General features: G+C 70.4%; 25 protein-coding genes. 11 read left to right on the forward strand and 14 right to left on the reverse strand.

The genetic code is table 11. The features are described 5' to 3' along the window. Positions 1–2 precede the first annotated feature (2 nt). The 7 genes from FGL91_RS01190 to FGL91_RS01220 all read right to left on the reverse strand — a co-directional run bounded on the left by FGL91_RS01190 (position 3) and on the right by FGL91_RS01220 (position 6,625). Positions 3–977: a 3-hydroxyacyl-CoA dehydrogenase family protein gene (locus FGL91_RS01190; protein WP_153242843.1), complete on the reverse strand. Its 975-nt coding sequence runs from the start codon at positions 975–977 to the stop codon at positions 3–5. A gap of 22 nt (positions 978–999) precedes the next feature. Further along, on the reverse strand, positions 1,000–1,947 hold the full coding sequence (locus FGL91_RS01195; protein ID WP_153242844.1) for a sugar phosphate isomerase/epimerase family protein: 948 nt from the start codon (positions 1,945–1,947) through the stop codon (positions 1,000–1,002). Between the two features lie 112 nt (positions 1,948–2,059). Continuing rightward, on the reverse strand, positions 2,060–2,782 hold the full coding sequence (locus tag FGL91_RS01200) for a GntR family transcriptional regulator (RefSeq protein WP_131492420.1): 723 nt from the start codon (positions 2,780–2,782) through the stop codon (positions 2,060–2,062). 30 nt (positions 2,783–2,812) lie between these two features. Beyond that, complete coding sequence (locus tag FGL91_RS01205) at positions 2,813–3,553, reverse strand: triose-phosphate isomerase family protein (RefSeq protein WP_153242845.1); 741 nt, start codon at positions 3,551–3,553, stop codon at positions 2,813–2,815. A gap of 13 nt (positions 3,554–3,566) precedes the next feature. Next, positions 3,567–4,022 (reverse strand): ribose-5-phosphate isomerase, encoded by a 456-nt coding sequence (locus FGL91_RS01210; protein ID WP_194239286.1) that lies wholly within the window; start codon positions 4,020–4,022, stop codon positions 3,567–3,569. Position 4,023: 1 nt separating this feature from the next. Next, the gene (locus FGL91_RS01215) at positions 4,024–5,748 is read right to left on the reverse strand and encodes a dihydroxyacetone kinase family protein (protein WP_153242846.1); all 1,725 of its coding nucleotides are present in this window, start codon (positions 5,746–5,748) and stop codon (positions 4,024–4,026) included. A gap of 271 nt (positions 5,749–6,019) precedes the next feature. Then, the gene (locus FGL91_RS01220; protein WP_047524563.1) at positions 6,020–6,625 is read right to left on the reverse strand and encodes an NUDIX hydrolase family protein; all 606 of its coding nucleotides are present in this window, start codon (positions 6,623–6,625) and stop codon (positions 6,020–6,022) included. Positions 6,626–6,697: 72 nt separating this feature from the next. On the opposite strand from FGL91_RS01220, the gene FGL91_RS01225 reads away from it, so the two are divergent. Next, complete coding sequence (locus tag FGL91_RS01225) at positions 6,698–7,354, forward strand: alpha/beta hydrolase (RefSeq protein ID WP_194239287.1); 657 nt, start codon at positions 6,698–6,700, stop codon at positions 7,352–7,354. Here FGL91_RS01225 and FGL91_RS18825 read toward each other — a convergent pair whose 3' ends face one another. After that, entirely contained in the window at positions 7,355–7,639 is a 285-nt protein-coding gene (locus tag FGL91_RS18825; protein ID WP_194239383.1) for a hypothetical protein, read from the reverse strand. A 283-nt stretch (positions 7,640–7,922) separates the two neighbouring features. On the opposite strand from FGL91_RS18825, the gene FGL91_RS01235 reads away from it, so the two are divergent. From FGL91_RS01235 to FGL91_RS01250, 4 genes are read left to right on the forward strand one after another with little or no spacing between them, the layout of a single operon-like run. Continuing rightward, positions 7,923–9,614: an ABC-F family ATP-binding cassette domain-containing protein gene (locus FGL91_RS01235; protein ID WP_153242847.1), complete on the forward strand. Its 1,692-nt coding sequence runs from the start codon at positions 7,923–7,925 to the stop codon at positions 9,612–9,614. 49 nt (positions 9,615–9,663) lie between these two features. Then, on the forward strand, positions 9,664–14,268 hold the full coding sequence (locus tag FGL91_RS01240; RefSeq protein WP_153242848.1) for an ATP-dependent helicase: 4,605 nt from the start codon (positions 9,664–9,666) through the stop codon (positions 14,266–14,268). 23 nt (positions 14,269–14,291) lie between these two features. Further along, positions 14,292–15,086 (forward strand): EI24 domain-containing protein, encoded by a 795-nt coding sequence (locus tag FGL91_RS01245; RefSeq protein ID WP_131492426.1) that lies wholly within the window; start codon positions 14,292–14,294, stop codon positions 15,084–15,086. Then, entirely contained in the window at positions 15,086–15,859 is a 774-nt protein-coding gene (locus FGL91_RS01250) for a DNA-formamidopyrimidine glycosylase family protein (RefSeq protein ID WP_131492427.1), read from the forward strand. The genes FGL91_RS01245 and FGL91_RS01250 overlap by 1 nt, the downstream gene beginning before the upstream one ends. Here the strand turns inward: FGL91_RS01250 and FGL91_RS01255 are convergent, their stop codons facing one another. Then, positions 15,860–16,561: a helix-turn-helix transcriptional regulator gene (locus FGL91_RS01255; RefSeq protein WP_153242849.1), complete on the reverse strand. Its 702-nt coding sequence runs from the start codon at positions 16,559–16,561 to the stop codon at positions 15,860–15,862. Between the two features lie 73 nt (positions 16,562–16,634). On the opposite strand from FGL91_RS01255, the gene FGL91_RS01260 reads away from it, so the two are divergent. Next, positions 16,635–17,375: an alpha/beta fold hydrolase gene (locus FGL91_RS01260; protein ID WP_153242850.1), complete on the forward strand. Its 741-nt coding sequence runs from the start codon at positions 16,635–16,637 to the stop codon at positions 17,373–17,375. A gap of 98 nt (positions 17,376–17,473) precedes the next feature. Beyond that, entirely contained in the window at positions 17,474–17,881 is a 408-nt protein-coding gene (locus FGL91_RS01265; RefSeq protein WP_047524579.1) for a DapH/DapD/GlmU-related protein, read from the forward strand. Between the two features lie 19 nt (positions 17,882–17,900). Here FGL91_RS01265 and FGL91_RS01270 read toward each other — a convergent pair whose 3' ends face one another. The 3 genes from FGL91_RS01270 to FGL91_RS01280 form a co-directional block, all read right to left on the reverse strand. Beyond that, positions 17,901–19,100 carry an Ig-like domain-containing protein gene (locus tag FGL91_RS01270; RefSeq protein ID WP_153242851.1) on the reverse strand — a complete coding sequence of 400 codons (1,200 nt, stop codon included), beginning with the start codon at positions 19,098–19,100 and terminating at the stop codon, positions 17,901–17,903. Between the two features lie 103 nt (positions 19,101–19,203). Beyond that, positions 19,204–19,860 carry a LuxR C-terminal-related transcriptional regulator gene (locus FGL91_RS01275; protein WP_153242852.1) on the reverse strand — a complete coding sequence of 219 codons (657 nt, stop codon included), beginning with the start codon at positions 19,858–19,860 and terminating at the stop codon, positions 19,204–19,206. Then, complete coding sequence (locus FGL91_RS01280) at positions 19,853–21,106, reverse strand: ATP-binding protein (protein WP_227991791.1); 1,254 nt, start codon at positions 21,104–21,106, stop codon at positions 19,853–19,855. The genes FGL91_RS01275 and FGL91_RS01280 overlap by 8 nt, the downstream gene beginning before the upstream one ends. 106 nt (positions 21,107–21,212) lie before the next feature. On the opposite strand from FGL91_RS01280, the gene FGL91_RS01285 reads away from it, so the two are divergent. The 4 genes from FGL91_RS01285 to FGL91_RS01300 all read left to right on the forward strand — a co-directional run bounded on the left by FGL91_RS01285 (position 21,213) and on the right by FGL91_RS01300 (position 24,573). Further along, positions 21,213–22,751 (forward strand): PspC domain-containing protein, encoded by a 1,539-nt coding sequence (locus FGL91_RS01285; protein WP_153242853.1) that lies wholly within the window; start codon positions 21,213–21,215, stop codon positions 22,749–22,751. Further along, positions 22,751–23,065, forward strand: coding sequence for a hypothetical protein (locus FGL91_RS01290; protein ID WP_153242854.1), 315 nt, complete (start codon positions 22,751–22,753; stop codon positions 23,063–23,065). The genes FGL91_RS01285 and FGL91_RS01290 overlap by 1 nt, the downstream gene beginning before the upstream one ends. A 61-nt stretch (positions 23,066–23,126) precedes the next feature. Continuing rightward, complete coding sequence (locus FGL91_RS01295; RefSeq protein ID WP_153242855.1) at positions 23,127–23,816, forward strand: substrate-binding domain-containing protein; 690 nt, start codon at positions 23,127–23,129, stop codon at positions 23,814–23,816. A 40-nt stretch (positions 23,817–23,856) separates the two neighbouring features. Then, a complete protein-coding gene (locus tag FGL91_RS01300; protein WP_153242856.1) occupies positions 23,857–24,573 on the forward strand; it encodes a glutamine amidotransferase-related protein in 717 nt (238 codons plus the stop codon). Between the two features lies 1 nt (position 24,574). Here FGL91_RS01300 and FGL91_RS01305 read toward each other — a convergent pair whose 3' ends face one another. After that, positions 24,575–25,045 (reverse strand): glutaminase, encoded by a 471-nt coding sequence (locus FGL91_RS01305; protein WP_153242857.1) that lies wholly within the window; start codon positions 25,043–25,045, stop codon positions 24,575–24,577. Beyond that, complete coding sequence (locus tag FGL91_RS01310; protein ID WP_134352135.1) at positions 25,042–26,256, reverse strand: cation:proton antiporter; 1,215 nt, start codon at positions 26,254–26,256, stop codon at positions 25,042–25,044. Before FGL91_RS01310 ends, FGL91_RS01305 begins: the two co-directional genes overlap by 4 nt. Positions 26,257–26,300: the final 44 nt, after the last annotated feature.

Genomic DNA, 26,300 nt, shown 5'->3' on the forward strand with positions numbered 1-26,300 from the left:
CTTCAGCTCTGGAGGGGACGGACCGGGGCGGGGCCGAGCTCGTCGCTCAGCTTCTTCATCGCGACATACGCCTTGTTGCGGTAGGCGACGAGTTCGGGGACGCGATCGGCGGGGACGTCGAGGAATCCTGCGCCGGACTTCGTTCCGAGCTTCCCTGCCGAGACGAGGTCCTCGAGGATGGCCGGGGTCGCGAACCGCTCCGAGAACTCCGTCTGCAGCGAGGCGTAGCAGAAGGCGTACACGTCGAGTCCCGCCATGTCGGCGATCGCGAAAGGCCCGAAGAACGGAAGCCGGAAGCCGAAGGTGGTGCGCACGATCGTGTCGATGTCCTCCGGTGTCGCCACGCCCTCCTCCACCAGCTGGGTCGCCTCGTGGAAGAGTGCGTACTGCAGGCGGTTGAGTACGAAACCGGTCGCATCCGTGACGCGCGCGGTCTCCTTGCCGGTGGCGGCGATGATGCCCTCGACGACGGACACCACCGCCTCGTCCGTGCCGGCGTGAGGGATCAGCTCGACTCCGGGGATGAACGGTGCGGGATTGGAGAAGTGCACACCGAGGAACCGCTCGGGGTTCGTGACGGCCTCCGCCAGACGACCGATCAGGATCGTCGAGGTGTTGCTCCCGATGATCGCCGCGGGGTCGGCGGCGGCGCTGATGCGGCGCAGCGTCGCGTGCTTGATCTCGATCTTCTCCGGCACCGCTTCCTCGATGAAGTCGGCCCCGGCGACGGCGTCTTCGATCGTGGCCGCGGTCAGGCGCTCGGCGACGATGGCCGCCGCGTCGACGGGGAAGAGCTCGTCCGCCGCGAATTGCGCCGCCTCGGCGATCAGGCGATCACGATTGCCGCGGGCGATCTCGATGTCGACGTCGGCGATGCGCACGTCCGCCCCCGACAGCGCGAGCGACTGGGCGATGCCTCCGCCCATGTACCCGCTGCCGACCACCGCGTATACGGGACGTCCGTTCTCATTCTTCATGGTTCTCCTTGGTCCTTCTCGTTCAGGCGTCGGTCGAGTCCGGCAGCAGCGTTCGGAGGTAGTCACGGTTGGAGGCGCAGACACCGAGGCTGTCTCCCCCGTACTGCTCCATGAGGAAGGGCCCGCGGAACCCGACCTCGACCGCGTGCGCGACCATCGCCCGATAGTTGATGAGGCCGAGCTCGAGGCTGGTCGGCACCGCCGTCTGCCACGTACCGTCGCCGGCCTCGTCACGCATGTAGTTCTTCACGTGCCAGTAGTTCGCGTACGGCAGGGTCTTCTCGTGCATCTCCCGCCAGTCCTCGATCGGTCGATGCAGGCGCACGAGGTTGCCGATGTCGGGGTTCAGGCCGACGTTGTCGAGCCCGATCTCCTCGATCAGGCGCACGGCGCTGTCGGCGGTGCCGAGATACGTGTCCTCGTACATCTCGAGCGACATCGGCAGACCGACGGAGCCGGCGTGCTCGCCGAGTTCGCGCAGCCGGCGCACGGCGAGGGCACGGGTCTCGGCGTCGTCGGGGTCGACGGGTCCCTGGGCCGTCCAGAACCAGAGCGCCGCGCGCTGTGCTTCGGTGAACGGCTGATGCAGACCCGTCGAGAACACGCGCATGCCGAGCTCGGCCGCCGCATCGATGGCCCGGTGGGCGTAGGCGAGATTCTGCTCGCCCCTGCCCGGTTGGATCACACTCTGACGCTGCACGTGCACGGAGAGGAGCTCGACCCCGTGGCTGTTCGCGATCGCCGCGAGCTCGGCGCGACGGGTGGGGCTGAGGTCGGCAGGTCGGATGTGGCTGTCGGCGATCTCGACCGCGGTGAAGCCCAGGCGCGCGATCTGTCGGAACATCGCGTCCCAGCTCTCGCCCGAGGCGTCATGCAGGCGACTGCCGTCAGCGGCGATCGGCGCGAATCCGTGCATGCACACGGCGATGGGCCAGTTCTCGCGGGTGAGGGGGTGCAGCGATGCGTTCATGACGACTCCGTTGACGTGATGAGTCCGAGCGACTCTTCGTAGATCCTATAGGAAATAGGCATAGAGTCAAGCAACGCTTCGCGCGGTCATCCCGGCGGCGCTCTCCGTGCGTTCAGTCCTGCTCGAGATCGAGCGAGCGAGCCCGCACCTGCTCGACATGGTGCTGCATGAGTCGCTCCGGGGCGTCCGCATCGTCGCTCGCGAAGGCATCGACGATCGCCTCATGCTCGGCGATCGCTTCGCGCACGTCCGTCACCCCATGCAGCATCGACTGGCGCATGCGGTGCAGCTGCGCCCCCAGCGTCTCGGACATCTCGGTCAGATAGCGATTGCCGCAGTGGGCGAACACGACGCGATGGAAGGCCGCATCGGCCGCGAAGTACGCGGCGGTCAGCTCGACGTCGGTGGCACCGGCGCGCAGAGCCGTGATCACGCGCTCGCCCATGTGACGATGCGCCTCTTCCGCGACGCGGAGCTCCTCGAGCATCTGCGGGGTGGCCGGCGTCGCCATGCGAGCGGCGCGCGCTTCGAGCATGATGCGCGCGTCGAAGAGCTCCCGCAACTGCGCGAGACCGAGCGGCGGGGCGACCCGGTACCCCTTGAGCGCCTCGCGGGTCACGAGCCCGGTGCGTTCGAGCTGCACCATGGCCTCGCGGACGGGCGTCGGCGACACGTCGAGCTGACGGGCGATCGTGTCGATCGAGAGCCGCTCCCCCGGGGCCGCTTCTCCGCTCAGCAGCAACCGCAGGATGCGCTCGTACACGTGGTCGCGCAGCCCTCGGCGCTCGATCGTCGCGTCGAGCCCGTTCAGGCTGCCGTCACGTGCTGTGGCCATCGTCCCTCTTCCGGATCAGGGGGACGCAGCTCACCGAGTCAGCGCGTCCACTTCATCGAGGATGTCACGAACTGCGGCCGGATCGTGCGCGAATCGGCCGAGGAAGAGCCCATCGACACTCTCGGCGATGCCGCTCAGCAGCCCCGGTCCCGCGCTTCCTCCGTAGATCACCTTCGCCCCGCGCGCACCGCTCCCGAATTGCGTGCGCAGTCGCCCGCACACCCCGCGGATGTGCGCAGGATCGGCGGGTTCCGGGGCGCCGATCGCCCACACGGGCTCGTAGGCGATGACGATCTCGCCGCCCACATCTGCAGCATCCGCCGCCTCGAGAGCCGAGCGAACCTGGCGGATGCACACCTGCGCGGCACCGTCGGCATCCACGCGCTCCGCCTCACCGACGCAGATGATCGGGATGAGCACGTGGCGCAGAGCCGCCCGGACCTTAGCGGCGATCACCTCTTCCGTGTCACCGAAGAGACGGCGCCTCTCGGCATGCCCCACCTCGACGAACCGGCAGCCCAGCTCCGCGAGGACCTCCGCCGACACCTCCCCCGTGAAAGGGCCGCGGTCCTCGGCGGCCACATCCTGCGCACCGACCAGGAGCCGCCCGCCGTGCGCGATGCTGGCCGGGATCGAGGGATACTGCGGGAGCACGAAGGCCGTGACGGCGTCCCGCGCCGGATGGGCGTCGAGCAGCTCCTCCACCGCGGACACCCACTCCCGCGTCCGCGCATGGGAGAAGTACATCTTCAGGCTCGCCCCGATCAGCATGCGGGGCCCGCGTTCAGCATCCTTCGTACGCGCGGATCTCGCGCACCTTCGCCGCCGAGGCGCTCTCCGGATCGAACGTGTAGGTCAGCCACTCCGCCGCCAGGCGACGCGCGAGCTCCACCCCGATCACGCGCTGTCCCATGCACAGCACCTGCGCATCGTTGGAGAGGACGGATCTCTCGACGCTGAACGAGTCGTGTGCGGTGACCGCGCGGATGCCCGCCACCTTGTTGGCGGCGATCGCGACGCCCAGACCGGTCCCGCAGATGAGGATCGCTCGATCCGCTTCTCCCGCAGCGACCTTCTCCGCAGCGGTCGTGGCGATCGCCGGGTAGTGCGTGTGACCGTCGGCGTCCACCCCCACATCCACCACCTCCGTGACCTGCGGATTGGCCAGCAGGTCGGCTTTGATGCGCTCCTTGTAGACGTGTCCGGCGTCGTCCGAACCGATGACGAGACGAAGTGTCATGTCAGTCATCCCCTTCCAGGATGTGGTGCACGGTGTGCGTGATGAGCGCGAACGAGATCGCGCCGGGGTCCGGGGTGCCCAGGCTCCTGTCCCCGTGCGAGCGGGCACGGCCGAGGCGGGCGGTGAGCGTCGCGGTGGCCTGCGCGGCGACGCTCGCGGTCTCCGCGGCATCCGCCCACGCCACCGTGAGATCGTCGCCGGCGGAGAGGCGGGCGCGGAGCCGGTCCGCGAACGGGACGATCGCATCGATCATCGTCTTGTCGCCCACCGTCGCCTTGCCGTAGGACATGACGGCTTCCTTCATCCGCACGATCCCGCCGCCGACCGCCGCGGCGTCGACCACCGCGTCATCACCGAGCGCCGTGCCGAGGGCACCGAGCATCTCGCCCCAGATGGCCCCCGACGTGCCGCCGCCCTGGTCGGCCCAGGCGTCGCCGGCACGGTGCAGCGCCGTACGCGCTCCCGCCCCGGCAGCGATGGCCGTCGCCGCAGCGGCGGATGCTGCTCTACTCCCCCGCTGCATCCCGATGCCGTGGTCGCCATCGCCGGCGATGCGGTCCAGGCGACCGAGTTCTTCGGCCTGGGCGTGCAACATGTGCGCGATGTCATCGAGCGCTCGTCCGATCGTGGCGGCGGCGCGACGGGAGGCCTCGCTGGCCGGGCCGATGACGACCTCGTCTTCCGGGGCGAGGAGCACCGAGTCGCGAGCGATGCGACCGCCGACCGCGCCCCGGCGATACGCGGGAGTGTCGCAGGGCACGTGCCAGAGGCGCTCGAGCTCCTCGTCGAGCCAGAGGAGCGTGAGCGAGACTCCCGCCATGTCGAAGCTGGTGCAGAACTCCCCCACCTCCGGCGAGACCACGGTGAGTCCTGCCTCGGAGAGCAGCCGGTCCACAGCGGCGTAGACCACGTAGAGCTCCTCGTACTTCACGCTTCCGAGACCGTTGAGGATCGGGACGACCCTGGCGCCGGCGACGTCGACGCCGTCCGGAACCTCGGCGAGGAGCGACGACACGAACAGCTCGGCCAGGCCGGTCGCCGTCGGCACGTCCACCTCGTCGATGCCCGGCTCGCCATGGATGCCCAGACCGACCGCCATGCGCCCCTCGGGGACCGTGAACAGCGGTTCCTCGGCGCCCGGCAGTGTGCAGCCGCTGAAGGCGACACCCAGCGATCGGGTGCGCTCGTTGGCGAGGACGGCCACGCGCTCGACATCATCGAGCGACATCCCTTCCTCGGCCGCGCCGCCCGCGATCTTGAAGACGACCAGATCCCCGGCGATGCCCCGCCGATTCCGATGCTCCGACGCCGGGGCACTGGAGATGTCGTCGGTGACGGTGACCGTCCGGCAGTCGATCCCCGCTGCACGGAGCCGCTCCTGCGCTCGCGAGAAGTGGAGCACGTCGCCCGCGTAGTTGCCGTAGCTGAGGAGGACTCCGCGCCCCTCGTGGGCAGCCGTGGCGACCGCGTGCACCTGGTGCGCGGACGGCGAGGCGAACAGATTGCCCATGACGGCCCCGTGCGCGAGGCCGGGACCGACCAGACCGGCGAAGGCGGGATAGTGCCCGCTCCCGCCGCCGATCACCACCGCGACGGTCGGGTCGGCACCCCGGGTCGAGCGGACGACACCGCCGCTCACAGGACGCACCCAGCGACTCGAGGCGGCGACGAAGCCGACGGCGGAATCTGCGGCGAAATCGTCGGGCTGATCGAACAAACGCGTCATTGCGGTCTCCTCTGCGGAACAGATGCGGGCTAGATCTTTTCGTCGATCCTATAGGAAATGGGATGACAGAAGTCTTCAACTTGCGCAGAGATCGAAGCGGGCACACGCGAGACCCCGCCTGCGCGCCGAAGCCCCCTGCTAGTGACGCGGACAGGACGGGGTCTCGGTGCGCAGGCGGGGTCTCGGCGCGGGAGTGCCGGGCGCGGGAGTGCCGGGCGCGGGGGTGCCGGGCGCGGGGGCTGGCGGGCGCGAAGGGTGCCGGGCGCGGGTGCTATCGCAGAAGACCCAGGCTCGCGAGAGCCTGACGGATCAGGGTGCCTCGACCGTTCTCCATCTCGGCCGCGACCGCGTCGGATCCCGCGGCCTCCGGCGAGAACCAGGTGACCTCGAGCGCGTCCTGGCGCGGCTCGCACGTTCCGGTGACGGGCACGACGAAGGCCAGCGACACGGCGTGCTGCCGATCGTCATGGAAGGCGCTGACACCGGGGATCGGGAAGTACTCGGCCACCGTGAACGGCAGCGGCTGCGGCGGGAGCAGCGGGAAGGCCATCGGGCCCAGGTCGTTCTCCACGTGTCGGAAGAGCGCCTCGCGGATCGTCTCCCCGAAGCGCACACGTCCGGAAACGATCGTGCGCGTCATCTCCCCCATCGGGGTGGACCGCAGCAGGATGCCGATCTCGGTCACCTGGCCGGAGCCGTCGGTGCGCACGGGGATCGCCTCGACGTAGAGCATCGGCAGTCGCCGCCGCGCCTCCTCCAGCTCGAACTCGCTCAGCCAGCCGGGGTTCGCATCCGGAGCCGGCGGGTTCGCGTCTCGGAAAGCGCCGAGACCTTCGTCTTCGGGCTCCGGGTCGGGATCAGGTGTACGGACCGCCATGTGTCCTTTCTACCAGCCGCCTCCTCGGACCGACACCGGCCCCACGTCGGCGGCTGCTGGCAGGATGACGGTGTGAGCGAGAACCTGACGATCGACGACACCGCGACCCGATGGTCGTCCCTCGACCGCGGACGGATGCCGCTGCTGGTCCTTCTGCACGGCTACGGGGCCGACGAGCACGACCTCTTCGGGCTCACCCCTTATCTGCCGGAGGGCATCGCCGTGGCTTCCGTCGCTGCACCCCTCACGCCTCCGTGGCCGATGCCGGGCCGCTCGTGGTACCCGATCGAGGGGCTCGAAGGGCGCGCCCCCGAGGCCGTGACCGCTGCCGGGGAGGCCTTCCTGCAGTGGCTCGCCACGGCCGTCGGAGATGCCCCGTCGGTCGCTCTGCTGGGCTTCTCGCAGGGTGCCGCGGTGGCACTGCAAGCGCTGCGACTCGCGCCCGAGCGCATCGACGCCGTGGTGGCGCTGAGCGGATACGCCGCACCGGGCGAGCTGCCGAACGACGAGGCGCTGACCGAACTGCGCCCCTCCGTGTTCTGGGGCCGCGGCACGAACGACGACGTCATCCCGACCGCACTGATCGACCACACGGCACAGTGGCTCCCCGCGCACTCCGAGCTTTCCGGACGGGTGTACACGGGTCTGACCCACAGCATCTCCGAAGAGGAGCTGGTCGACGTGCATCGGTTCCTGGCGAAGTGGCTCGAGCGGATCCCGTCGCCCTGATCAGCGCGGGGGCCGATCCCCGTCGACATCCGGCTCGCCCGGGAGAGAGTCCCCGTCCTCGGATTCCTCGTCCTCGGCCTCACCCTCGGCAGGGCGGCGTGACGTGCCGCCGGACGTGATGGCGACGGAGAGCGCGATGCCGATCGCCATCCCGATCCCGATGCCGAGCGCCCAGTTCTGCAGCGCGGAGCCGAGGGACACGCCGATCGCCATTCCGAGCGCGAGACCGACGCCCAGCCCCATCCGCGAACGGGACTCCTGGGGACTCGGACCTCGATCTGCCATGCCTCCACGCTACGCATCCCTGCGCACGGCGGCATCCCCCGCGCGACGGATGCGCGACACGCCCGGGTTGCGCGGCACCGACACGCCCGGGTATCGTCGGGGAGTCCTGTCCGCCGTGTCTGGAAGTCCTTTGATCTGATCCGTCGCCTCCGCGCCTCTCTTCCCGCGCGCTGACCCGACGATCGCCGACTCCACGGCAGACCCGCTCCTCCGCGACCTGTGACTCCACACGTCCGGCCGGTGCTCGGTGTCAGTGCACCCTCGCACTCGACAGGAGACACCCATGTCAACACCCACTTCCCTTCACGCATCGGTCACCCTCGACCGGCTCGCCTTCGCCTGGCCGGACGGCACGATCGCGCTCGACGGCGTCTCCGGCAGCTTCGGTTCCGGTCGCACGGGCCTGGTCGGTCGCAACGGTGCCGGCAAGTCCACACTGCTGCGGCTGATCGCCGGCGAGCTCGACCCCACCTCGGGCATCGTCACGGCGTCCGGCGATGTCGCGTATCTCCCGCAACAGCTGACGCTCGATGTCGACCGTCGGGTCGCGGAGCTTCTCGGCGTCTCCGCGGCGCTCGACGCCGTCCGGGCGATCGGCGCGGGCGACATCGATCCCGCGCACTTCGACGCCGTCGGCGACGACTGGGACATCGAGGCGCGCGCCGAGGCCTCGTTGGCGGAAGCCGGCCTCGCGCCGGAGTTCCTCGATCGCAGGGTCGGCGAGCTGTCCGGCGGCGAAGCGGTCCTGGTCGCGATCGCCGGCATCCGCCTGCGCCGCGCGCCGATCACGCTGCTCGACGAGCCGACCAACAACCTCGACCGTGACGCCAGGGCGAAGCTCGGCACGATGGTGCGCGCCTGGAAGGGCACGCTCATCGTCGTCAGCCACGACCTGTCCCTGCTCGAGTTGATGGACGACACCGCGGAGCTGTACGCCCAGACGCTCAGTGTGTTCGGCGGACCGTACTCGCAGTGGCGCGCCTGGCTGGATGCCGAGCAGGATGCGGCGAAACAGGCCGAGGTCACCGCCGCCCAGGCGTTCCGCAAGGAGAAGCGCCAGCGGATCGAGGCCGAGGTGAAGCTCGCCCACCGCGCACGCACGGCGAAGAAGGCCGAGATCGAGAAGCGGGTCCCGAAGATCATCGCCCACGGCCGCAAGATGGCGGCCGAGGTGTCGGCCGGCAGGCTCCGCACCGAGGTCGGGGCGAAAGAGGATGCCGCACGGTCGGTGCTCGACGACGCCGGGAGACGCGTGCGCTCCGAGGCGTCGATGAAGATCGAGTTGCCCGACCCCGGGATGTCGCGCAGCCGCCGGATCGCGACGATCGGCGATCACGAGCGGGCCTGGGTGATCCAGGGCCCCGAGCGGGTGGCGTTGATCGGGCGCAACGGTGCCGGGAAGACGACCCTCCTGGAGCGGTTGGTGGCCGGCGGGGTTCACAACTCAGGAGAAACGGCTCCCCTCGAGGCGCCGAGGGCGGAAGAAGGCGGATCCGAGACGGAAGTCCTGAGTTCTGAACGCCCGAGCCTGCATGCCGAGGCCCACACCGACCTGATCGGCTACCTGCCGCAGCGGGTCGACGGTCTCGACGAGGAGCGCTCGGTGTTCGAGAACATCGCCGCCGCGGCGCCGCACGTACCGGAGAAGGAACTGCGCAACCGCCTCGCCCGGTTCCTCATCCGAGGGGCCACCGCGGACCGCCCGGTGTCGGCGCTGTCCGGCGGCGAGCGCTTCCGCGTCGCGCTGGCGACGCTGCTGCTCGCCGACCCCGCCCCGCACCTCGTGGTGCTGGACGAGCCGACGAACAACCTCGACCTCGACACGGTCGACCAGCTGGTCGAAGCCCTCCGCGCCTACCGCGGTGCGGTGCTCGTGGTGAGTCATGACGACGCGTTCCTGCGTCGGCTCGACCTCGACCTCACCCTCGAGATCGACGAGGACGGCGCGCTGCGGGAGGTCTCGCTGGAGCCCTGACGCGCGGGAGGACGGCCCGGATGTCCCCGGCCTCGACGAAGATGGAGGGATGAGCGACGTGCTCGACCGCTTCACCCCGGCCACACAGGACTGGTTCCGGGGTGCGTTCCCCGCGCCCACCCCGGCCCAGGCGGGTGCGTGGGAGGCGATCTCCGCCGGGAAGCACGCTCTGGTCGTGGCGCCCACGGGCTCCGGAAAGACGCTGTCGGCGTTCCTGTGGTCGATCGACAGCGTCTTCCGAGAACGCACGTCAGAGGCCGCGCTCCCGGCGAAGGGCGAGCCTCGAACCCGCATCCTCTACATCTCCCCCTTGAAGGCACTGGGCGTCGACGTCGAACGCAATCTGCGCTCCCCGCTGATCGGCATCGGCCAGTCCGCGCGCCGCCTCGGTGTGCCCGCGCCCGCGGTCACGGTGGGAGTGCGTTCGGGCGACACCACGTCGAGCGACCGCCGCAAGCTGGTGTCTGATCCGCCCGACATCCTGATCACCACCCCCGAGTCGCTGTACCTCATGCTCACAAGCCGCGCGGGCGAGACGCTGCGGGGCGTGCACACCGTGATCATCGACGAAGTGCACGCCGTCGCCGCCACCAAGCGCGGCGCGCACCTGGCCGTGAGTCTCGAACGCCTCGACGCGCTGCGCCGCACGAACGGCATCGAGACACCGGCACAACGGATCGGCCTCTCGGCCACCGTGCGTCCGATCGACGAGGTCGCGCGGTTCCTCGGCGGGTCGGCTCCGGTCGAGATCGTGGCACCGCCGGCGTCCAAGACCTTCGAACTCGGGGTCGTCGTACCGATGGACGACATGACCAATCCGCCGCCCCCGCCCGGTGTCGCGGGCGAGACCGGGGATGCGGAGTACACCGAAGTCACCGGCTCGGTCTGGCCGCATGTGGAGGAGGCGATCGTCGACCGCATCCTGCAGAACAACTCGACGATCGTGTTCGCCAACTCGCGGCGCCTGGCCGAGCGGCTCACAGGTCGTCTCAACGAGATCCACTCCGAGCGGATCGGCGTCGAGCTGCCCGCAGCGACCGTCCCTGCAGCCATGATGGCGCAGGCCGGAGCCACGGCCGGCGCCGATCCCGTGCTCGCCAAGGCACATCACGGATCGGTGTCGAAGGAGCAGCGCGCCCAGGTCGAGGAAGAGCTCAAGTCGGGCGTCCTGCGCTGCGTCGTCGCGACGAGCAGCCTCGAACTCGGCATCGACATGGGTGCGGTCGACCTCGTGATCCAGGTCGAGGCCCCGCCGTCGGCGGCTTCCGGCCTGCAACGCGTCGGACGCGCAGGACACCAGGTGGGCGAGATCAGCCGTGCCGCTCTCTTCCCCAAGCACCGCGGCGATGTGCTGCACACCGCGATCGTCACCGAGCGGATGCTGGCGGGGAAGATCGAGGCGATCCAGGTGCCGCGCAATCCGCTCGACATCCTCGCCCAGCAGACCGTCGCGGCGAGCGCCCTCGGGGCGATCAGTGTGGAGGAGTGGTTCGAGACCGTCCGTCGTTCGGCACCGTTCCAGTCCCTCCCGCGTTCTGCGTACGAGGCCACGCTCGATCTGCTCGCCGGACGCTTCCCGTCCGATGAGTTCGCCGAGCTGCGTCCGCGACTCGTCTGGGACCGCGACGCGGGGACGCTGACCGGGAGGCCCGGCGCGCAGCGCATCGCGGTGACCAGCGGCGGGACGATCCCCGACCGCGGACTGTTCGGGGTCTTCGTGGCCGGCGAGACCACCGGTGCCCGCGTGGGCGAGCTCGATGAGGAGATGGTCTACGAATCGCGGGTGGGCGACGTGTTCACGCTCGGCACGACCAGTTGGCGGATCGCCGAGATCACCCACGACCGTGTCAACGTGATCCCCGCCTACGGACAGCCCGGCAAGGTGCCGTTCTGGCACGGCGACGGCATCGGCCGGCCGTTCGAGCTCGGCGAGGCGCTCGGCGCCTTCGCGCGCGAGGTGTCGACGGCACCCCCCGAGAAGGCGGCACAGCGACTGATCGATGCGGGCCTCGACGAGCAGGCTCGAGCGAACCTCCTGGCGCACCTCACGGAGCAGCGCGAGGCGACGGGCACGCTCCCCACCGACCGCACGCTCACGGTGGAGCGGGGTCGCGACGAGGTCGGCGACTGGCGGGTCATCCTGCATTCCCCGTACGGCATGAAGGTGCACGCGCCCTGGGCTCTGGCGATCAACGCCCGCGTGCGCGAACGCCTGGGCGTCGAGGGGTCGGCGGTCGCGAGTGACGACGGCATCATCGTGCGGATCCCCGACGCGGAGGCGGAGCCGCCGGGCGCCGAACTGTTCGTGTTCGAGCCCGAAGAGCTGGAGCACATCGTGACGGAGGAGGTGGGCGGCTCGGCCCTGTTCGCCTCCCGCTTCCGCGAGTGCGCGGCACGCGCGCTGCTCATGCCCCGCATGAACCCGAACAAGCGCACCCCGCTGTGGCAGCAGCGGCAGCGGTCGGCGCAGCTGCTCGAAGTGGCCAGGCGCCACCCCACTTTCCCCGTGATCCTCGAGACGCTGCGCGAGGTGCTCCAAGACGTCTACGACCTCCCCTCCCTGCGCGCCCTCGCGACGTCGATCGCCGACCGCCGGATCCGCCTGGTGGAGACCGAGCCCGGCCAGCCGTCGCCCTATGCCCGCGATCTGCTGTTCGGCTATGTGGGCGCGTTCATGTACGAGGGCGACTCGCCCCTCGCTGAACGCCGGGCAGCCGCGCTGTCGGTCGACCCTGCGCTCCTCGGAGAGCTGCTGGGCACGGTGGAACTGCGTGAACTCCTCGACCCCGAGGTGCTCGCCCAGTTCGAGCGCGAGGCCCAGCGGCTCGACCCCGACCGTCGCGCGCGTGGCATCGAGGGCGTGGCCGATCTGCTGCGCATGCTCGGGCCGCTCGATGCGGAGGAAGTGGCCCTGCGCCTCGACCCGGAGAGCGTGCCCGGCGCAGCGGGAGACACCGTCGGGGCGGATGCCGCCGCCGCACTGCTGGGCGACCTGGTCGCGGCCCGGCGCGCGATCCCCGTGACGGTCGGCGGGATGAGCCGTGTCGCCGCCATCGAGGACGCCGGACGACTGCGCGATGCGCTGGGCTCCGCACTCCCGACGGGGATCCCGGTCGCGTTCCTCGAACCCGTCGCCGATCCGCTGGGCGATCTCGTCGCCCGGTATGCCCGCACGCACGGCCCGTTCACGACGGACGCCGTCGCCACCCGGTTCGGACTCGGCGCCGCGGTCGCCCGTCATACGCTTCAGCGCCTGGAGACCGCGGGGCGCCTCACCAGCGGGTACTTCCTCCCCGAGGCCGCCGGGAGCGGCGACGCGATCGAGTGGTGCGACGCCGAGGTGCTCCGCCGGCTCCGCATGCGCTCGCTCGCCGCGATCCGCGGATCCGTCGAACCGGTCTCCCCCGAGGCCTACGCCCGTTTCCTCCCCGACTGGCAGCACATCGGTCGCCCTCTCGAAGGCGTCGACGGCGTGCTCGCCGTGATCGAGCAGTTCGCGGGCGTGCCGATCCCTGCGAGCGCGTGGGAATCGTTGGTGCTGCCCTCTCGCGTGCGCGACTACACGCCCGCCCTTCTGGACGAGCTCACGGCAGCCGGCGAGGTGATCTGGTCCGGCCACGGCACGCTCCCGGGACGCGACGGCTGGGTGTCGATGCACCCCGCCGATCTCGCGCCGTTCACGCTGCCGGAGCCCGATGCCGAGATTGCCTCCGATTCCTTGGAGTCGCGGATCCTCATCGCCCTCGACGTCGGCGGCGCGTACTTCGCAGGGCAGCTGAAAGACATGGCAGCCGCCGAGAACGAGCAGTCCGTCCTCGAAGCGCTGTGGTCGCTGACCTGGTCGGGCTACGTGACCAACGACACCTTCGCGCCGATCCGCTCCCTGCTCGCCGGCGGCTCGCAGGCGCACAAGGTGAAACGCCGCGCCCCCCGCGCCCGCACTTACCGCGGTGTGTCCTTCACCGGTTCCGCCGCGCCGAGGCCGCCGTCGATCGGAGGCCGATGGTCTTTGCTGCCTCCCGTCGAGAAGGACGCTTCCCGCAGGGCCACTGTGACCGCGGGCCTCCTCCTCGATCGCTACGGTGTCGTCACCCGCGGTGCGGTCCAGGCGGAGGGCCTCCCCGGCGGCTTCGCCCAGGCGTACCGCGTGCTGGCGGGCTTCGAAGAGGCCGGGCACTGTCGTCGTGGCTACGTGATCGAGAAGCTCGGGGCCGCCCAGTTCGCCGCGTCCGGAACGGTCGATCGTCTGCGCACCTATGCGGGACTCGCCGATCCGCCCCCACGCGATGCCGTGACCCTCGCCGCCACCGACCCCGCCAACCCCTACGGTGCCGCTCTCGGCTGGCCCAAGCTCGACGGGGTCTCGCACCGCCCGGGGCGCAAGGCCGGCGGGCTCGTGGTCCTCGTCGACGGAACACTCGTCCTCTCCCTCGAGCGCGGCGGACGCACGGTGCTGGCCTTCAGCGAAGACGGCGACGTGCTGCGGGCCGCGGCCACCGATCTCGCGGCGACCGCACGCGCACGCCGGCTCGACACCCTCACGGTCGAGAAGATCAACGGCGAGGGCGTCTACGGCACCGAGCTCGCCCTCGCCCTGCAGGAGGCGGGCTTCGTGGCGACGCCCCGCGGCTACACCCTCCGCAAGGCCACCTGAACGATGCACCTACGCTGGAAGCCATGATCCGAGAGTTCGCCACCGGCGTCCGCACGCTGTTGCACGGGTTCGGATTGTGGCGCACGCGTCCCGGGCTCATGATGCTCGGTCTGATCCCTGCGATCATCGCGGTCCTGATCCTCGCCGCAGCGCTGATCCCGCTCGTGATCGGCATGCCTTCGGTCTCCGCGTGGCTCACGCCGTTCGCGGAGGGATGGATCGAGCCGTGGAAGGGCCTGTTGCGCGCGGCCGTGGGCTTCGTGGTCGTCGCAGCCGCCCTCGCCCTCGCCAGCGTGGTCTTCAGCGCACTGACGCTGACCATCGGCGACCCGTTCTACCAGCGCATCTGGCACGCCGTCGAGGTCGATCTCGGTGATGCTCCTCCCGCCGACGGCGGCAGCTTCTGGACCACGATCGGCGAGGGGCTGCGTCTCGTGGTGCTCGGCATCCTGATCGCGATCCTGGTCCTCCTGATCGGCTTCCTCCCTGCCGTGGGGGGATTCCTCGGCGCGATCGCGGGTGTGGTGCTGACCGGCCGACTGTTGGCGCGCGAACTCACCGGGCGTGCCTTCGACGCTCGTGACCTCAGTCCGGCCGACCGTGCCGCCCTGTTCTCGGGCAGCCGGGCGCGGGTGCTCGGTTTCGGCGTCGCCACCCAGCTCTGTTTCCTGATTCCCGGTGGTGCCGTCGCGGTGATGCCGGCTGCGGTCGCCGGCAGCACCGTGCTGGCGCGCGACATGCTCGCTCGTGCCGCCGTCACGGCCTCCCCTCACCCCCCGCTGCTCCCGCCTCCACCCGCGCCGTCCGAGGCTCCCTGATGCCCGAGGGCGACACGGTCTTCCGCACGGCGCGACGCCTCGACGAGGCTCTGGCCGGGTCCGAGGTGACCCGGTTCGACCTTCGTGTCCCCCGCTTCGCCACCCTGGATCTGACCGGTCAGCGGGTGCACGCGGTGGTGCCCCGGGGCAAGCACCTGCTCGCGCGCATCGGCGACAGCACCCTGCATTCCCATCTGCGCATGGACGGGGCGTGGTTCGTCTACCGCCACGGCGAGAAGTGGCGGCATCCGGCCTTCAAGGTCCGCGCGATCATCGGCACGGCCGACCGTGAGGCCGTCGGTGTCGATCTCGCCGAGATCGAGGTCGTCCCGACCCGCGACGAGGAACAGCTGGTGGGCTATCTCGGCCCTGACCCGCTCGCCGACGACTGGGATGCAGACGAGGCGAACCGGCGGCTCGGTGCCGACGCCCGCAGTATCCACGTCGCCCTCCTCGACCAGCGCAACGTCGCGGGCTTCGGCAACGAGTACGCTGCAGAGCTCCTGTTCCTCCGGGGGATCCTGCCGACGACGCCGACGCCGGAGGTCGATGTCTCCGCTCTTCTCGACCTCGGTGTGCGCACCATCCGCGCCAACCGCGACCGCCGCAGCAGGACCTTCACGGGCATCGATCGACCGGGTCAGGGCACCTGGGTCTACGGCCGCGCCGGACGCCCCTGCCGACGCTGCGGCACCCTCATCCGACGCGGCGAACAGGGCGCGGATCCGACACGCGAACGCGTGACCTTCTGGTGCCCGTCGTGTCAGCGTTAGTCACTCGCCGTCGCTGACGAGCACGGGCCTGGCGTTCGGCGGAGGGGTTCCGACCTCCGCAACGGTATGGCCGCTGCAGGCCGCGCTCGTCAGGGTCGCCTTCTCGATGTTCGACACGACGAACCAGCGCATCGCGTCGCGCAGCAGGCACCACCCGACGAGGTACCATTGCCCGTTCGTGGAGGCGAACATCACGGGCTCCACTTCCCTCGTGGTCGTGGCCCCGACGCGCGACGTATAGCGGATGCGGACCGTACGCTGCGCGGACATCGCCTCCTCCAGGACCGACCGGACGGTGCGTGAGGACGAGGGCGCCCCCGCCACCCAGATCCGACGTGCGAGGTCGGCCGCGCGGCCGCGCGTGGCGGGATCGAGGACGTCCAGGATCTTCCGGACCCCGGCCGAAGCCAGATCGGCGTACGGGGCGTCGGACGCCGCGGAGACAGCCGCCAGGAGCGCCACCGCCTGGGCCGGCGAGAGGGTGATCGGCGGCAGATTCGCGCTCGGAGCCAGTCCGTAGCCTCCTCCGGGTCCGGGTCTCGACCAGACGGGCGCGCCACTGCTCGCCAAGGCGGCGAGGTCTCGCTTGACGGTTCTGACGGACACCTCGAACTCCGCCGCCAGCCGCTCGGCCGGGTAACCCCTGGTTCCGCCGCGACGCAGCATCTCGGACAGCGCATGAAGTCGTTCGGTCCGCCTCACTCTGCACACTCCGATGAATTCATGACAGAAATAGTGCCATACAGCTGTCCGCACGCCGTGCGAGCATCGGGTCATGACGACAGCATCGAGTACTCCGACCATCCTCCTGATCGCGGGCCACTGGCTCGGCGCATGGGCCTGGGACGAGGTGCGCGCACACCTGGCGGCGGACGGATCGGACGCCATCGCGCTCACGCTCCCCGGCCTGGATCCGGATGACCCCGACCGTTCCTCGCGGACCCTCGACGAGCAGGCGGCGGCGATCGAAGCGGCCGTCCTGCGCTCCGGAGCCACGGCGGAGCAGCCGGTCGCGCTCGTCGGGCACAGCGGAGCCAATGCCCCGGTCAGCATCGTCCTCGATCGGCACCCCGCGCTCGTCCGCCGTGTGGTGTGGGTCGATTCCGGCCCGGTCGCGCCGGGAAGCGTCTTCGCACCGGACCTCCCGGAGACGGTGGAGGCGCTGCCCCTGCCACCGTTCGACGTTCTCGGACAGCAGGCCAGCCTCGAGGGCCTGAGCACCGCGATGCTCGACCGCTTCCGCGAACGCGCGGTCCCCGAGCCGGGACCCGTGCTCCGGGACCCTGTGCCCCTCTCCGACGATGCGCGCCGCCGGATCCCCACCACCATCGTCTGCTGCTCGATCCCGAGCGAGCAGCTGCAGGAACTCGCCCGCGCCGGACACCCCATGTTCGCCGAGGTCGACGCACTCGAGAATCTGGAGCTCGTGGACCTGCCCACCGGCCACTGGCCCCTGTGGAGCCGTCCCGCGGATCTCGCAATGGCGATCCGCGACGCGGCCTCGCGCGTGAGCTGAGCACCGCGGACACCGAGGACATCCATCCGAGGGAATGAATCCACCCCTGCCGTGGTTGTTGATATATCCGGAAGAGACTCCGGAGCACGGGAGGAATCGTGGGTAAGAACTACGTCGACATCGAGAACGACCAGGGAGCGACGCTGCGGTACCGCAAGCACGCGAACGGTCGGGGTCTCGTCGCGCATGGCGCGAAGGTGCATCCGAAGGCGCATATCGAGGCGGGTGCCTACATCGAACCGGGCGCGCGCGTCGGCGCCGGGGCGACCATCGCCCGCGGCGCCTGGATCGACGAAGACGCCGTGGTCGGGGAGGGCGCGTTCGTCGACGCGCACGCGCACATCGGCCAGGGTGCCGCGATCGGCGACCACGCCTACGTGGGTGTCCGCACCGATGTCGGCGCCGGAGCGCGCATCATCCGCGGCGCCAGGATCGGCGACGACGAGACCGTCGCGGCCGGGCTCACCATCGCGACGGATCAGAAGGGGCTGTGGCTCGCGGCCTGACGGGGTGACAGCCGGGTCGTCACTCCTGGATCGCTGTGTGCCTGACCCGGCGCGCACCGGCGACGACCAGGAGACCGAGCGCGACCAGGGCCAGGCCGAGTCCCGGTAGCCCGCTCGGGTTCACTCCGCTGTCTGCCAGAGTGTCGGGTGGCGTCGTGCCGCCGCCCGACGTGTCCGGGTCCGGCTCGGGCGGGAGCGGGATGAGCGTTCCTTGCCCGACGCCACGTGCGGTCTGTCGTTCCGCGAACCCGACGAACGCGAGGGTCTGCGTGGACCCCGCATCGCTTGTCGCGAGCACGGCTTGGAACTCGGGCTGCTCGTCCGAGGTGATGCCGGCGATGAGCCGGAACTCGCGGAGCGTCCCGGCGGGGACCTGCGCTTCCGGAACGACGCTGACGACCTGCGAAGCCGCGTCGAGTCCCGAGGATACGGGCGTGCAACTCGCGGTGGCCACGTCGACCGGTGCGCCGAACTGCGCGTCGCTCGGATACGGATCGCCGGTCGTCCACGCGGCATCACGGTATTCGAGCTGTAGCGCCGCGCAATCGACGGCGGTCGCACCATCCATCAGGGCGAGATCGAGGTTGAACAGCGGGACGGCGCTGAAGTACCTCCACTCGAGGGAGGTGTCGTCGAGCACCGCTCCACGCACGCCCGTGACCTCGGTGGTGAGCTCGGTGACGCGGTAGATCCTCACGGTCGCAGGAAACTGCCCGCTGGACACCGCGATGGGGATGCCGAACGCTGACGGCGTCGGCGTGGCAGCCGCGGCGCTCACTCTGGCTTGAAAGGTCCCGGATCCGCTGACGGCGGTATGCGTGTCCACATACGGAGCGAAGGTCACCGTCACGGTGTCCCCTGCCCCGGTGACGGTGGCGATCGTCTCCCCGTCTTCGGACAGGATGGGGAAGGGTGCCAGGTCGGCGACCGATGTCGTGACGCCCCCGGTGCTCTGGAACGTCATGCTGGCGGTATCGCCGGCTGTGGCCTCGTCGGGGAGGGCGAAGGCGAACGACACATCGACGAGCGATCCATCGGGGACCGCTGTGGGATCGCTTGTCTGCTGCCACGGCGTTCCCAGCACCGGCGAGATCGTGATCGACGTGAACACGTCTCCGATCTCGACGGCCGAAGCCTGCCGTGGCGGCGAGGCGAACGCGAAAGCGAAGGCCAGCACCGAGACCGCACTGATCGCTCCGAAGGCCCTGCGTACGCGCATGATCGCTCCGTTCTGCTGTGCTGCCGATGGCTCGGCTCCCGGTTCGTTTCCAGGCCAGAGTCTCGCGAATCGAACCGACGCACAAGCCGATCCTGCGTCACGACTACAGCAGGCGGCGCTCCGACGCCCACGCGGTGAGTTCGTGGCGGGAGGAGAGCTGCAGCTTGCGCAGCACGGATGAGACGTGCGTCTCGACCGTCTTGATCGAGATGAAGAGCTCCGAAGCGACCTCCTTGTAGGCGTAGCCGCGGGCGATTAGCCGCATGACCTCCTGCTCACGCGCGGAGAGGCGATCCAGTTCGTCGGTCGCCGTCGCGGTCTCACCGGCGACCGCTCCGAAGGCGTCGAGCACGAACCCGGCGAGCCGTGGTGAGAAGACCGCATCCCCGTCCGCCACGGCGTGCACGGCACTGCTGACCTCGATGCCCGATGACCCTTTGGTGATGTAGCCGCGGGCGCCCGCCCGGATCACGCACACGACGTCGGCGGCAGCATCCGAGACGCTGAGCGCGAGGAACCGCGCTGCCGTGGCCGACCCGCGGATCACCGCTTCTCCGCCCGCGGCATCGTCGCCACTCCCACCCGGCAGGTGCACGTCGAGCAGGACGACGTCCGGCTGTGTCTCCGCGATCACGGCGATCGCGGACGGCACGTCCGCCGCCTCGCCGACCACGTCGACACTCGCATCGAGGTCGGCACGCAGGCCGGAGCGGAAGATCGAATGGTCGTCGACGATCACGACGCGGATGCTCTCAGGCATGGTCGTCCTCCCGGGTGGGGATCGGTCGCCCCGCCGCCCGGTCGTACGGCGGGGCCGCCAGAATGCTCAGATGCACTTCGGTCCCGTTCGCGTCGCTGCGGACCGCTCCGGTACCACCGGCACGACGCATCCGGCCGATGATCGACTCCCGTACCCCGAGGCGATCGCTCGGCACATCGTCGAGGTCGAAGCCCTCGCCGCGGTCCCGGATGAAGACGTCGACGCCCGCGGCGCTCCCCTCGATGTACACCGAGATGTCCCCGCCGGCATGCCGCGCGGCGTTCAGGATCGCCTCTCGGGCCGCCGCCGCGAGTTCCCCGCTGGCGCGCTCGGTGGAGAGGCCCGCCGACACGACGTCGATGCGCACCGGATAGTCGAGCTCGAGGGCCCCTGCGTAGTCACGCAGATCCGTCGGGAGGTCGCTGTCGGCCGGTGCGTCGCCGTCGTACAACCATGCGCGCAGTTCGCGCTCCTGTGCCCGGGCGAGGCGGGCCGCCTCGCTGGAGGCTCCTGCCCTGTTCTGGATCAGCGCCAGCGTCTGCAGCACGGAATCGTGCAGGTGCGCGGCCATCTGGCTGCGCTGCTCCTCGCGGATGCGGCGCACCCGTTCGCCGGACAGTTCGCGCCATCGCGGGATGAGGGCCGAGGAGATCACCGCAGCGAGCCCGGCGAGAGGGAGGAGCACGAGCGCCACCCCCGAGCGCGCGACGGGCCAGGAGAGCAGCACGGTGAACAGCAGGGCGAGCAGCACGAGAGCCAGGATCCGGACGGTCATCGTGTGTCGCGGTCCGCGCGCGGTGTCGGTGCGATCGATCAGGGTCGCCCAGAGCCCGGCGCCCGTCGCGAAGCCCACGGTGCCGCCGACGACGACCGCGGCGAGATCGGGCGGGATCGATCCGCTCAGCCAGTCGCTGCCGCCGCGCCAGGCCAGCACGATGAGGATCCCGACACCGGCGGGAGCGAGCAGCAGCCAGGCGACCGGTACGCGTCTGGTCGGGGCCTCCTCCCCCTCGCTCCACGGTGTGAAGGCCCAGCACCAGGCGTAGAGGAGGATGCCGGCGCCGCCGCACAGGGTCAGCGCGAGGAACAGTGCTCGCACCAGCCCCACCCGCACGCCCAGGTGTCGCGCGAGGCCCGCACTCACCCCGGCCACCAGGCAGTCGCGATCACGGGTCAGCGGCGGGCGCGGCGCAGCGATGGACGCTGATCGCACGGGAGCGTGCGCCGAAGAGGACATGTCGCCCATCCAATCATCCGCATGGGCGCTCCGGGTCCTCCCCTGGCCAGAATCAGGGGCCACTCAGGGGTTCCCCCCATGGCAGGGGCCCGACGGATGACGCCAGGATCGAAGCATGACGATTCCGACTGCACCCCCGCCTCCTGCCGACCAGGCCACTCCGGCCGTCGGCGCACCGGGCACCGGCATCCCCCGCGGAGCCGAACGCTTCCTCCTCTGGGTCGCCGGCCTCGGCGTCGCCCGGTCCGAGGGCTGGCTGGGCGGTGTCGCCGCGGGGATCGCTGCCCGGCTGCGCATCGATCCGCTGATCGTCCGCGGGATCCTCGTGGTCGCGGCGCTCTTCGGCCTGCCGGTGATCTTCCTGTATGCCGTGGCCTGGGCGCTGCTGCCCGACATCGACGGACGGGTCCACCTCCGCGATCTGTTCCGCCGCGACTATCAGCCGGCGCAGTGGGGCATCCTCGCGATGGCCGTCATCGGTCTCTTCCCGACCGCACCACTGGCCGGACGTCTCTTCGGACTCGGCTACGACGGGTGGTCGGCCCTCTCCGTCGTCAGCTGGATCGTCGGGCTCGTGCTCGTCGCCGGTCTGCTCTTCCTGATCGTGCGCGCCATGCGCCGCACCCCGGGTGCTTCCGCGCCGGATCTGCCGATGGCTTCCGCAGATTCGGCGGCCCCGGCCGCATCCGACCCCCTCAGCGATTCGGGTACCGCTGAGGGGGCGGATGCCACTCTCGCCGATGAGGTCTCCGACACCGCGCTCGCCTTCACTCCCCCGGAACCGCCCGCCCCCCTCCCGCCCGGTTCGCAGGACCCCACCGCTCTCGAGGCCTGGCGCGCCCAGCACGCGGCCTGGAAGGAACAGGATCAGGCGTGGCGCCGCCAGCAGCAGGACATCGAGCGGGCCGCCCGCGACCAGCTGCGTCGTGAACGCCAGGCCGAGGCTGCGGTGTTCGCGACCGAAGCCGCGGAGCGCCGACGCCTCCGCCGTGCCTCGAACCCCCGGGCCGGCTTCGCGTTCGCCGCGACCATCGTCGGCCTCGCGATCATCACGGGCTCTGCCGTCGGTCTCGTCACGGGCGGTGAGGCCCTCGGCGGTGCCCTGGGAATGCTCGCGGCGGCGCTCATCCTGGCACTCGGGATGATCGTGGCCGGGGCGTTCCGTCGGCGCAGCGGGTTCCTGGCCTTCGCGACCGTGGTGACGCTCATCGGCGGACTCGTCGCCGGCGCTTTCTCCGCCTTCCCGGGCGTCACGCTGGGCTACGTCGCGCTCGGCAACAACGAATCCGCGCACGTCCGGCAGCCCTTCGGCGATACGTTCCTCACGCTGAATCCGTTCGAGGATGGTGCGAGGTCGATCGTCGTGGACAAGGGATCCGGCAACACCTACATCGACGTCCAGTCGGGCGTCGAGCTCGATCTGCGCGCCGTCGTCGGATCGGCGACCGTTTCGTGGACCCGAGTGGATGAGGAGACCGGCCAGATCACTGCGCACGGCACCTGGACTCCCGTGCGCAGGAACGGGGAGTCGATCGTCCTGCAGAAGGTCGCCGCTGAGGACACCGAGCCCACCCTCGTACAACCCGTCACGATCGATCAGACCAGCGGAGTGATCTCCGTCACCCTCTACGAGCCCGCGAAGGAAGACCAGTGATGAGTACGCCGACGATCGTCGAAGCCCCCTCCCCTCCCCGCACGCGCTGGGCCGCCATCATCTGGGGCCTCCTGTTCGCCGCGATCGCCGCGGTCGCCCTATGGATGCTGGCCGACGCCGACCGGAGGGACACCGTCGCCGATGGGCTCCTCGCCCTGACGCCGACCACGATCGTCACGATCCTCCTTTTGACCGTGGGCGTGCTGATCCTGGTCGGGGGAGCCGCAGGGCTCATCCGCCGTGCGCAGCGGAAACTCGCGACGGCGGCGGACCCCGTCGCGCGGGCGGACGTGCCCGCCTCCCCCGCCGAGTAGCCTGGACCCCATGGCGAATCAGGGAAGGCGGCCCGGGAAGGGCGCAGGTCGAGGTACCCCTGTGCGTCGCAACAAGGCCGCCCCCGCCGAGCGGTTCCCGCCGCAGAAGCCGAAGAAGAAGACGGCCAAGGTCGTCTTCGATGCCCCTCAGCCCGAGCCCGAGGCACCGCGTACCTTCCGTCTGGGCGCGGTGCCGGGCGCGACACCGGGCAAGTGGATCGACGCGTGGAAGCAGCGCATGCCGAGAGTGCCGCTCGAGCTCGTCCCGATCGAGGTCGCCGCCCAGCGCGAGGCGCTCGACGCGATCGATGCGGCGCTGGTCCGTCTGCCGCTCACGGACGAGTCCCTGCACATCATCCCTCTGTACGACGAGGTACCGGTCGTGATCGCCGCGGTCGACTCGCACCTGATGGCGGCCGAAGAGCTCTCCGCCGCGGATCTCGAGGGCGAGGTCGTGATCGGGCTGTCCGATGACGTGCTGAGCCCGCTCGACCTCCCCGGCACACTCCCGGCCGCCTTCGCCGCACTGCCTACCGGAGAGGCGATCGCCACGGCGGCCTCCGGCGTCGGCATCGTGATCGTCCCGATGTCGCTGGCTCGCCTGCACCACCGCAAGGATGCCGACCACCGCGTGCTCGTCGGCGCTCCGACGTCCACGGTGGCGCTGGTCTGGCCTCGCGATCGCACCACACCCGACGTCGAGACCTTCGTCGGCATCGTCCGCGGCCGGACCGCGAACTCCTCCCGGTGACCGCGTCGGCCCGGCTCCGCGCGCTCGTTAGAATCTCCTGATGGCCTCGCTTCTCTACGTGTGCGTGCGACCCGAGATCGGGGCGGCGGACGCCGAGCATGCGTCCTTCCGACGGGCGCTCGGAGTCGACGTCGTCGATCGACTCGACCTGCTGCAGACACCGCTGCACATCGAGCGTCTACGCGGATACCGCGGCGTCGTGGTCGGGGGCTCGCCGTTCAACGTCTCCGACACGGTGAAGTCCGCGGAGCAGCTGCGGGTCGAAGCCGACCTCCGCACACTGGCCGACGCGGCGATGGCCGGCGAGATCGCGGTGTTCTTCACCTGCTTCAGCATCGGTGTCGTGACCCGCATGCTCGGGGGCGAGGTCGTGACGGACACTCCCGAGCCCGCGAGCGCCACCGTGATCGATGTGACCGAAGCCGGCGCCGCCGATCCCGTGTTCGGTCCGAGCGGCCCCGCTCTCACGGTGTTCACGGCACACAAGGAGAGCTCGGCGAGCACCCCGCCGGGCGCGGTGCTCCTGGCGACCAATGAGGCCTGCCTGGTGCAGGCCTACCGCGTGGGCACGCACCTGTATGCAGCGCAGTTCCATCCGGAGCCCACTCCCCGCGACTTCGCGGACCGGATGACGTTCTACCGCACCACCGGCTACTTCGACCCGGAGGAGTTCGACGCGGTGCAGCAGCAGGTGCTCGCCGCATCGGTCACCGAGGGCGCCGCGCTTCTGCGCCGCTTCGCCGAGACCTTCGCCTGACTCAGCCTTCCGCCGAATCCCGCAACAGGGACACGCGCTCACGCAGGTATACCTCCAGGGGCATGTACCCGCCGGCTGCGCTCCACCGCACCGAGGGGACGCCGTCGACGAGCACCAGCGGACCGGAGGAGCCGCCCGCATCCACGGCGTCGACGTCGATCACACTCCATCCCACGTGGACGACATCGCCCTCGTCGAAGCCACCCCGCAGGGCTTCTGCGCGACGTTCGGCGCGTGCTCTGGACGACTCGGCGGTGTAACCGCGGCGTCCGGGATCGGCCGCGCGGAGCACCTCGGCCGTGGCCAGCGCGTGCGTGTCGGTCAGCAGCAGCACACCCAGATGCCATGCTTCGCCGACCCGCACGATGCGGCGCCCGCGCCACCGGGAGACGCGCTGCTCGCCGAGCCCTTCCTTCGCGATGCCGTCGAGGCTCTGAACCGTACGGGTCAGGAGCGCCGACGCACTCGTCACAGCTCCCCCTGCACGGCGTCGCCCGCACGGGCGGGCCCGACGACGTCGGCGCGATCCCCGCGCAGGGTCATCCCGATCAACGGATAGAGCAGCACCGAGAGCATGCCCGCTCCGACCAGTGCCGCCGCGGTGCCGGTGTCGAGCATCTTCTCGTCGACGCCGATCGCGGTGACCGCGACGATGATCGGCAGTCCGGTGGCGGCGAGGAGCCCGAGGGCCGCACGGTCGCGGACGCTCATCCCCACCGGGGCCGAGAGCTGCGCGGCCGCCCCGCGGATGGCCAGCAGCGCGATCAGGAAGATGGGCACCAGGGCGAGGGCCGTCGGCGAGGTGAGCAGGGCCTGCAGGTCGAAGGTCACGCCCGTGTAGAGGAAGAAGATCGGCACGAGGAATCCGAATGCGATCGCCTCGATCTTGCTCTCGACCTCCTCGGCGGATTCCTTCGGTGCCCGCGTCATGATGATGCGCCACACCGCTCCCGCGACGAAGGCTCCGAGCAGCATGTCGAGGTCGAGCATCACGCTCAGGCCGACCAGCGCCGCGATGAGCAGGATCACGAAGCGCACCCCGAACTGGTCGGACGTGTGCAGCGTCGCACGGACGATGCGGTGCAGCCGCCCGTGCGGCACACGGTGCGCGAGCAGCACCGCGAGCCCGGCCAGCACCACGAACGTCAGCAGGACGGCCGTGGCGATCGGTGTGGTGCGCGTGCTGAGGAAGATCGAGATCGCGATCAGGGGCAAGAACTCGCCGACCGCGCCGATCGCACTGATCGCACGACCGAACGGCGTGTCCAGCTCGCGGGCGTCGCGCAGGATCGGCATCAGCGTGCCGAGCGCGGTGGAGCTCAGCGCGATGCCGATCACGACCATCCCCTCGCCGGGGGCGAAGAAGAAGCCCAGGCCGATGCCCAGCAGAACGCTGAGGAGCCAGCCGAGGGAGGCGCGGGCGAGCGGTTTGCCCGCCACGGTCTTGAAGTCGATCTCGGTGCCGGCGACGAAGAACAGCAGCGCCAGACCGAAGTCGCTGAGCTTCTCCAGCAGGGGGCCCGGTTCGACCCAGCCGAGCACCGCCGGCCCCACGAGGATCCCGAGCACGAGTTCGAACACCACGATCGGCACCCGCACCGCCGGGCGGACCCCGCGGGCGAGCAGGGGCGCGGCGACAGCCAGCAGGGGGATCAGCACCAGGCCGAGATCGCTCGCTTCCACGATTCTCAGAGTAGCGAGTCGCCTCCCGCGATTCGCCCCCGGTG

It is taken from the genome of Microbacterium sp. CBA3102, from assembly GCF_007954505.1.
Lineage (GTDB): Bacteria > Actinomycetota > Actinomycetes > Actinomycetales > Microbacteriaceae > Microbacterium > Microbacterium aurugineum.

What these genes read in the sequence shown, in the direction of transcription:
- FGL91_RS01290 (WP_153242854.1), top strand. Translation starts at nt 22,751, where the DNA reads ATGAGTACGCCGACGATCGTCGAAGCCCCCTCCCCTCCCCGCACGCGC.
- FGL91_RS01275 (WP_153242852.1), bottom strand. Translation starts at nt 19,860, where the DNA reads ATGCCTGAGAGCATCCGCGTCGTGATCGTCGACGACCATTCGATCTTC.
- FGL91_RS01270 (WP_153242851.1), bottom strand. Translation starts at nt 19,100, where the DNA reads ATGCGCGTACGCAGGGCCTTCGGAGCGATCAGTGCGGTCTCGGTGCTG.
- FGL91_RS01195 (WP_153242844.1), bottom strand. Translation starts at nt 1,947, where the DNA reads ATGAACGCATCGCTGCACCCCCTCACCCGCGAGAACTGGCCCATCGCC.
- FGL91_RS01190 (WP_153242843.1), bottom strand. Translation starts at nt 977, where the DNA reads ATGAAGAATGAGAACGGACGTCCCGTATACGCGGTGGTCGGCAGCGGG.
- FGL91_RS01300 (WP_153242856.1), top strand. Translation starts at nt 23,857, where the DNA reads ATGGCCTCGCTTCTCTACGTGTGCGTGCGACCCGAGATCGGGGCGGCG.
- FGL91_RS01215 (WP_153242846.1), bottom strand. Translation starts at nt 5,748, where the DNA reads ATGACGCGTTTGTTCGATCAGCCCGACGATTTCGCCGCAGATTCCGCC.
- FGL91_RS01200 (WP_131492420.1), bottom strand. Translation starts at nt 2,782, where the DNA reads ATGGCCACAGCACGTGACGGCAGCCTGAACGGGCTCGACGCGACGATC.
- FGL91_RS01220 (WP_047524563.1), bottom strand. Translation starts at nt 6,625, where the DNA reads ATGGCGGTCCGTACACCTGATCCCGACCCGGAGCCCGAAGACGAAGGT.
- FGL91_RS18825 (WP_194239383.1), bottom strand. Translation starts at nt 7,639, where the DNA reads ATGGCAGATCGAGGTCCGAGTCCCCAGGAGTCCCGTTCGCGGATGGGG.
- FGL91_RS01240 (WP_153242848.1), top strand. Translation starts at nt 9,664, where the DNA reads ATGAGCGACGTGCTCGACCGCTTCACCCCGGCCACACAGGACTGGTTC.
- FGL91_RS01260 (WP_153242850.1), top strand. Translation starts at nt 16,635, where the DNA reads ATGACGACAGCATCGAGTACTCCGACCATCCTCCTGATCGCGGGCCAC.
- FGL91_RS01285 (WP_153242853.1), top strand. Translation starts at nt 21,213, where the DNA reads ATGACGATTCCGACTGCACCCCCGCCTCCTGCCGACCAGGCCACTCCG.
- FGL91_RS01235 (WP_153242847.1), top strand. Translation starts at nt 7,923, where the DNA reads ATGTCAACACCCACTTCCCTTCACGCATCGGTCACCCTCGACCGGCTC.
- FGL91_RS01210 (WP_194239286.1), bottom strand. Translation starts at nt 4,022, where the DNA reads ATGACACTTCGTCTCGTCATCGGTTCGGACGACGCCGGACACGTCTAC.
- FGL91_RS01245 (WP_131492426.1), top strand. Translation starts at nt 14,292, where the DNA reads ATGATCCGAGAGTTCGCCACCGGCGTCCGCACGCTGTTGCACGGGTTC.
- FGL91_RS01250 (WP_131492427.1), top strand. Translation starts at nt 15,086, where the DNA reads ATGCCCGAGGGCGACACGGTCTTCCGCACGGCGCGACGCCTCGACGAG.
- FGL91_RS01280 (WP_227991791.1), bottom strand. Translation starts at nt 21,106, where the DNA reads ATGGGCGACATGTCCTCTTCGGCGCACGCTCCCGTGCGATCAGCGTCC.
- FGL91_RS01205 (WP_153242845.1), bottom strand. Translation starts at nt 3,553, where the DNA reads ATGCTGATCGGGGCGAGCCTGAAGATGTACTTCTCCCATGCGCGGACG.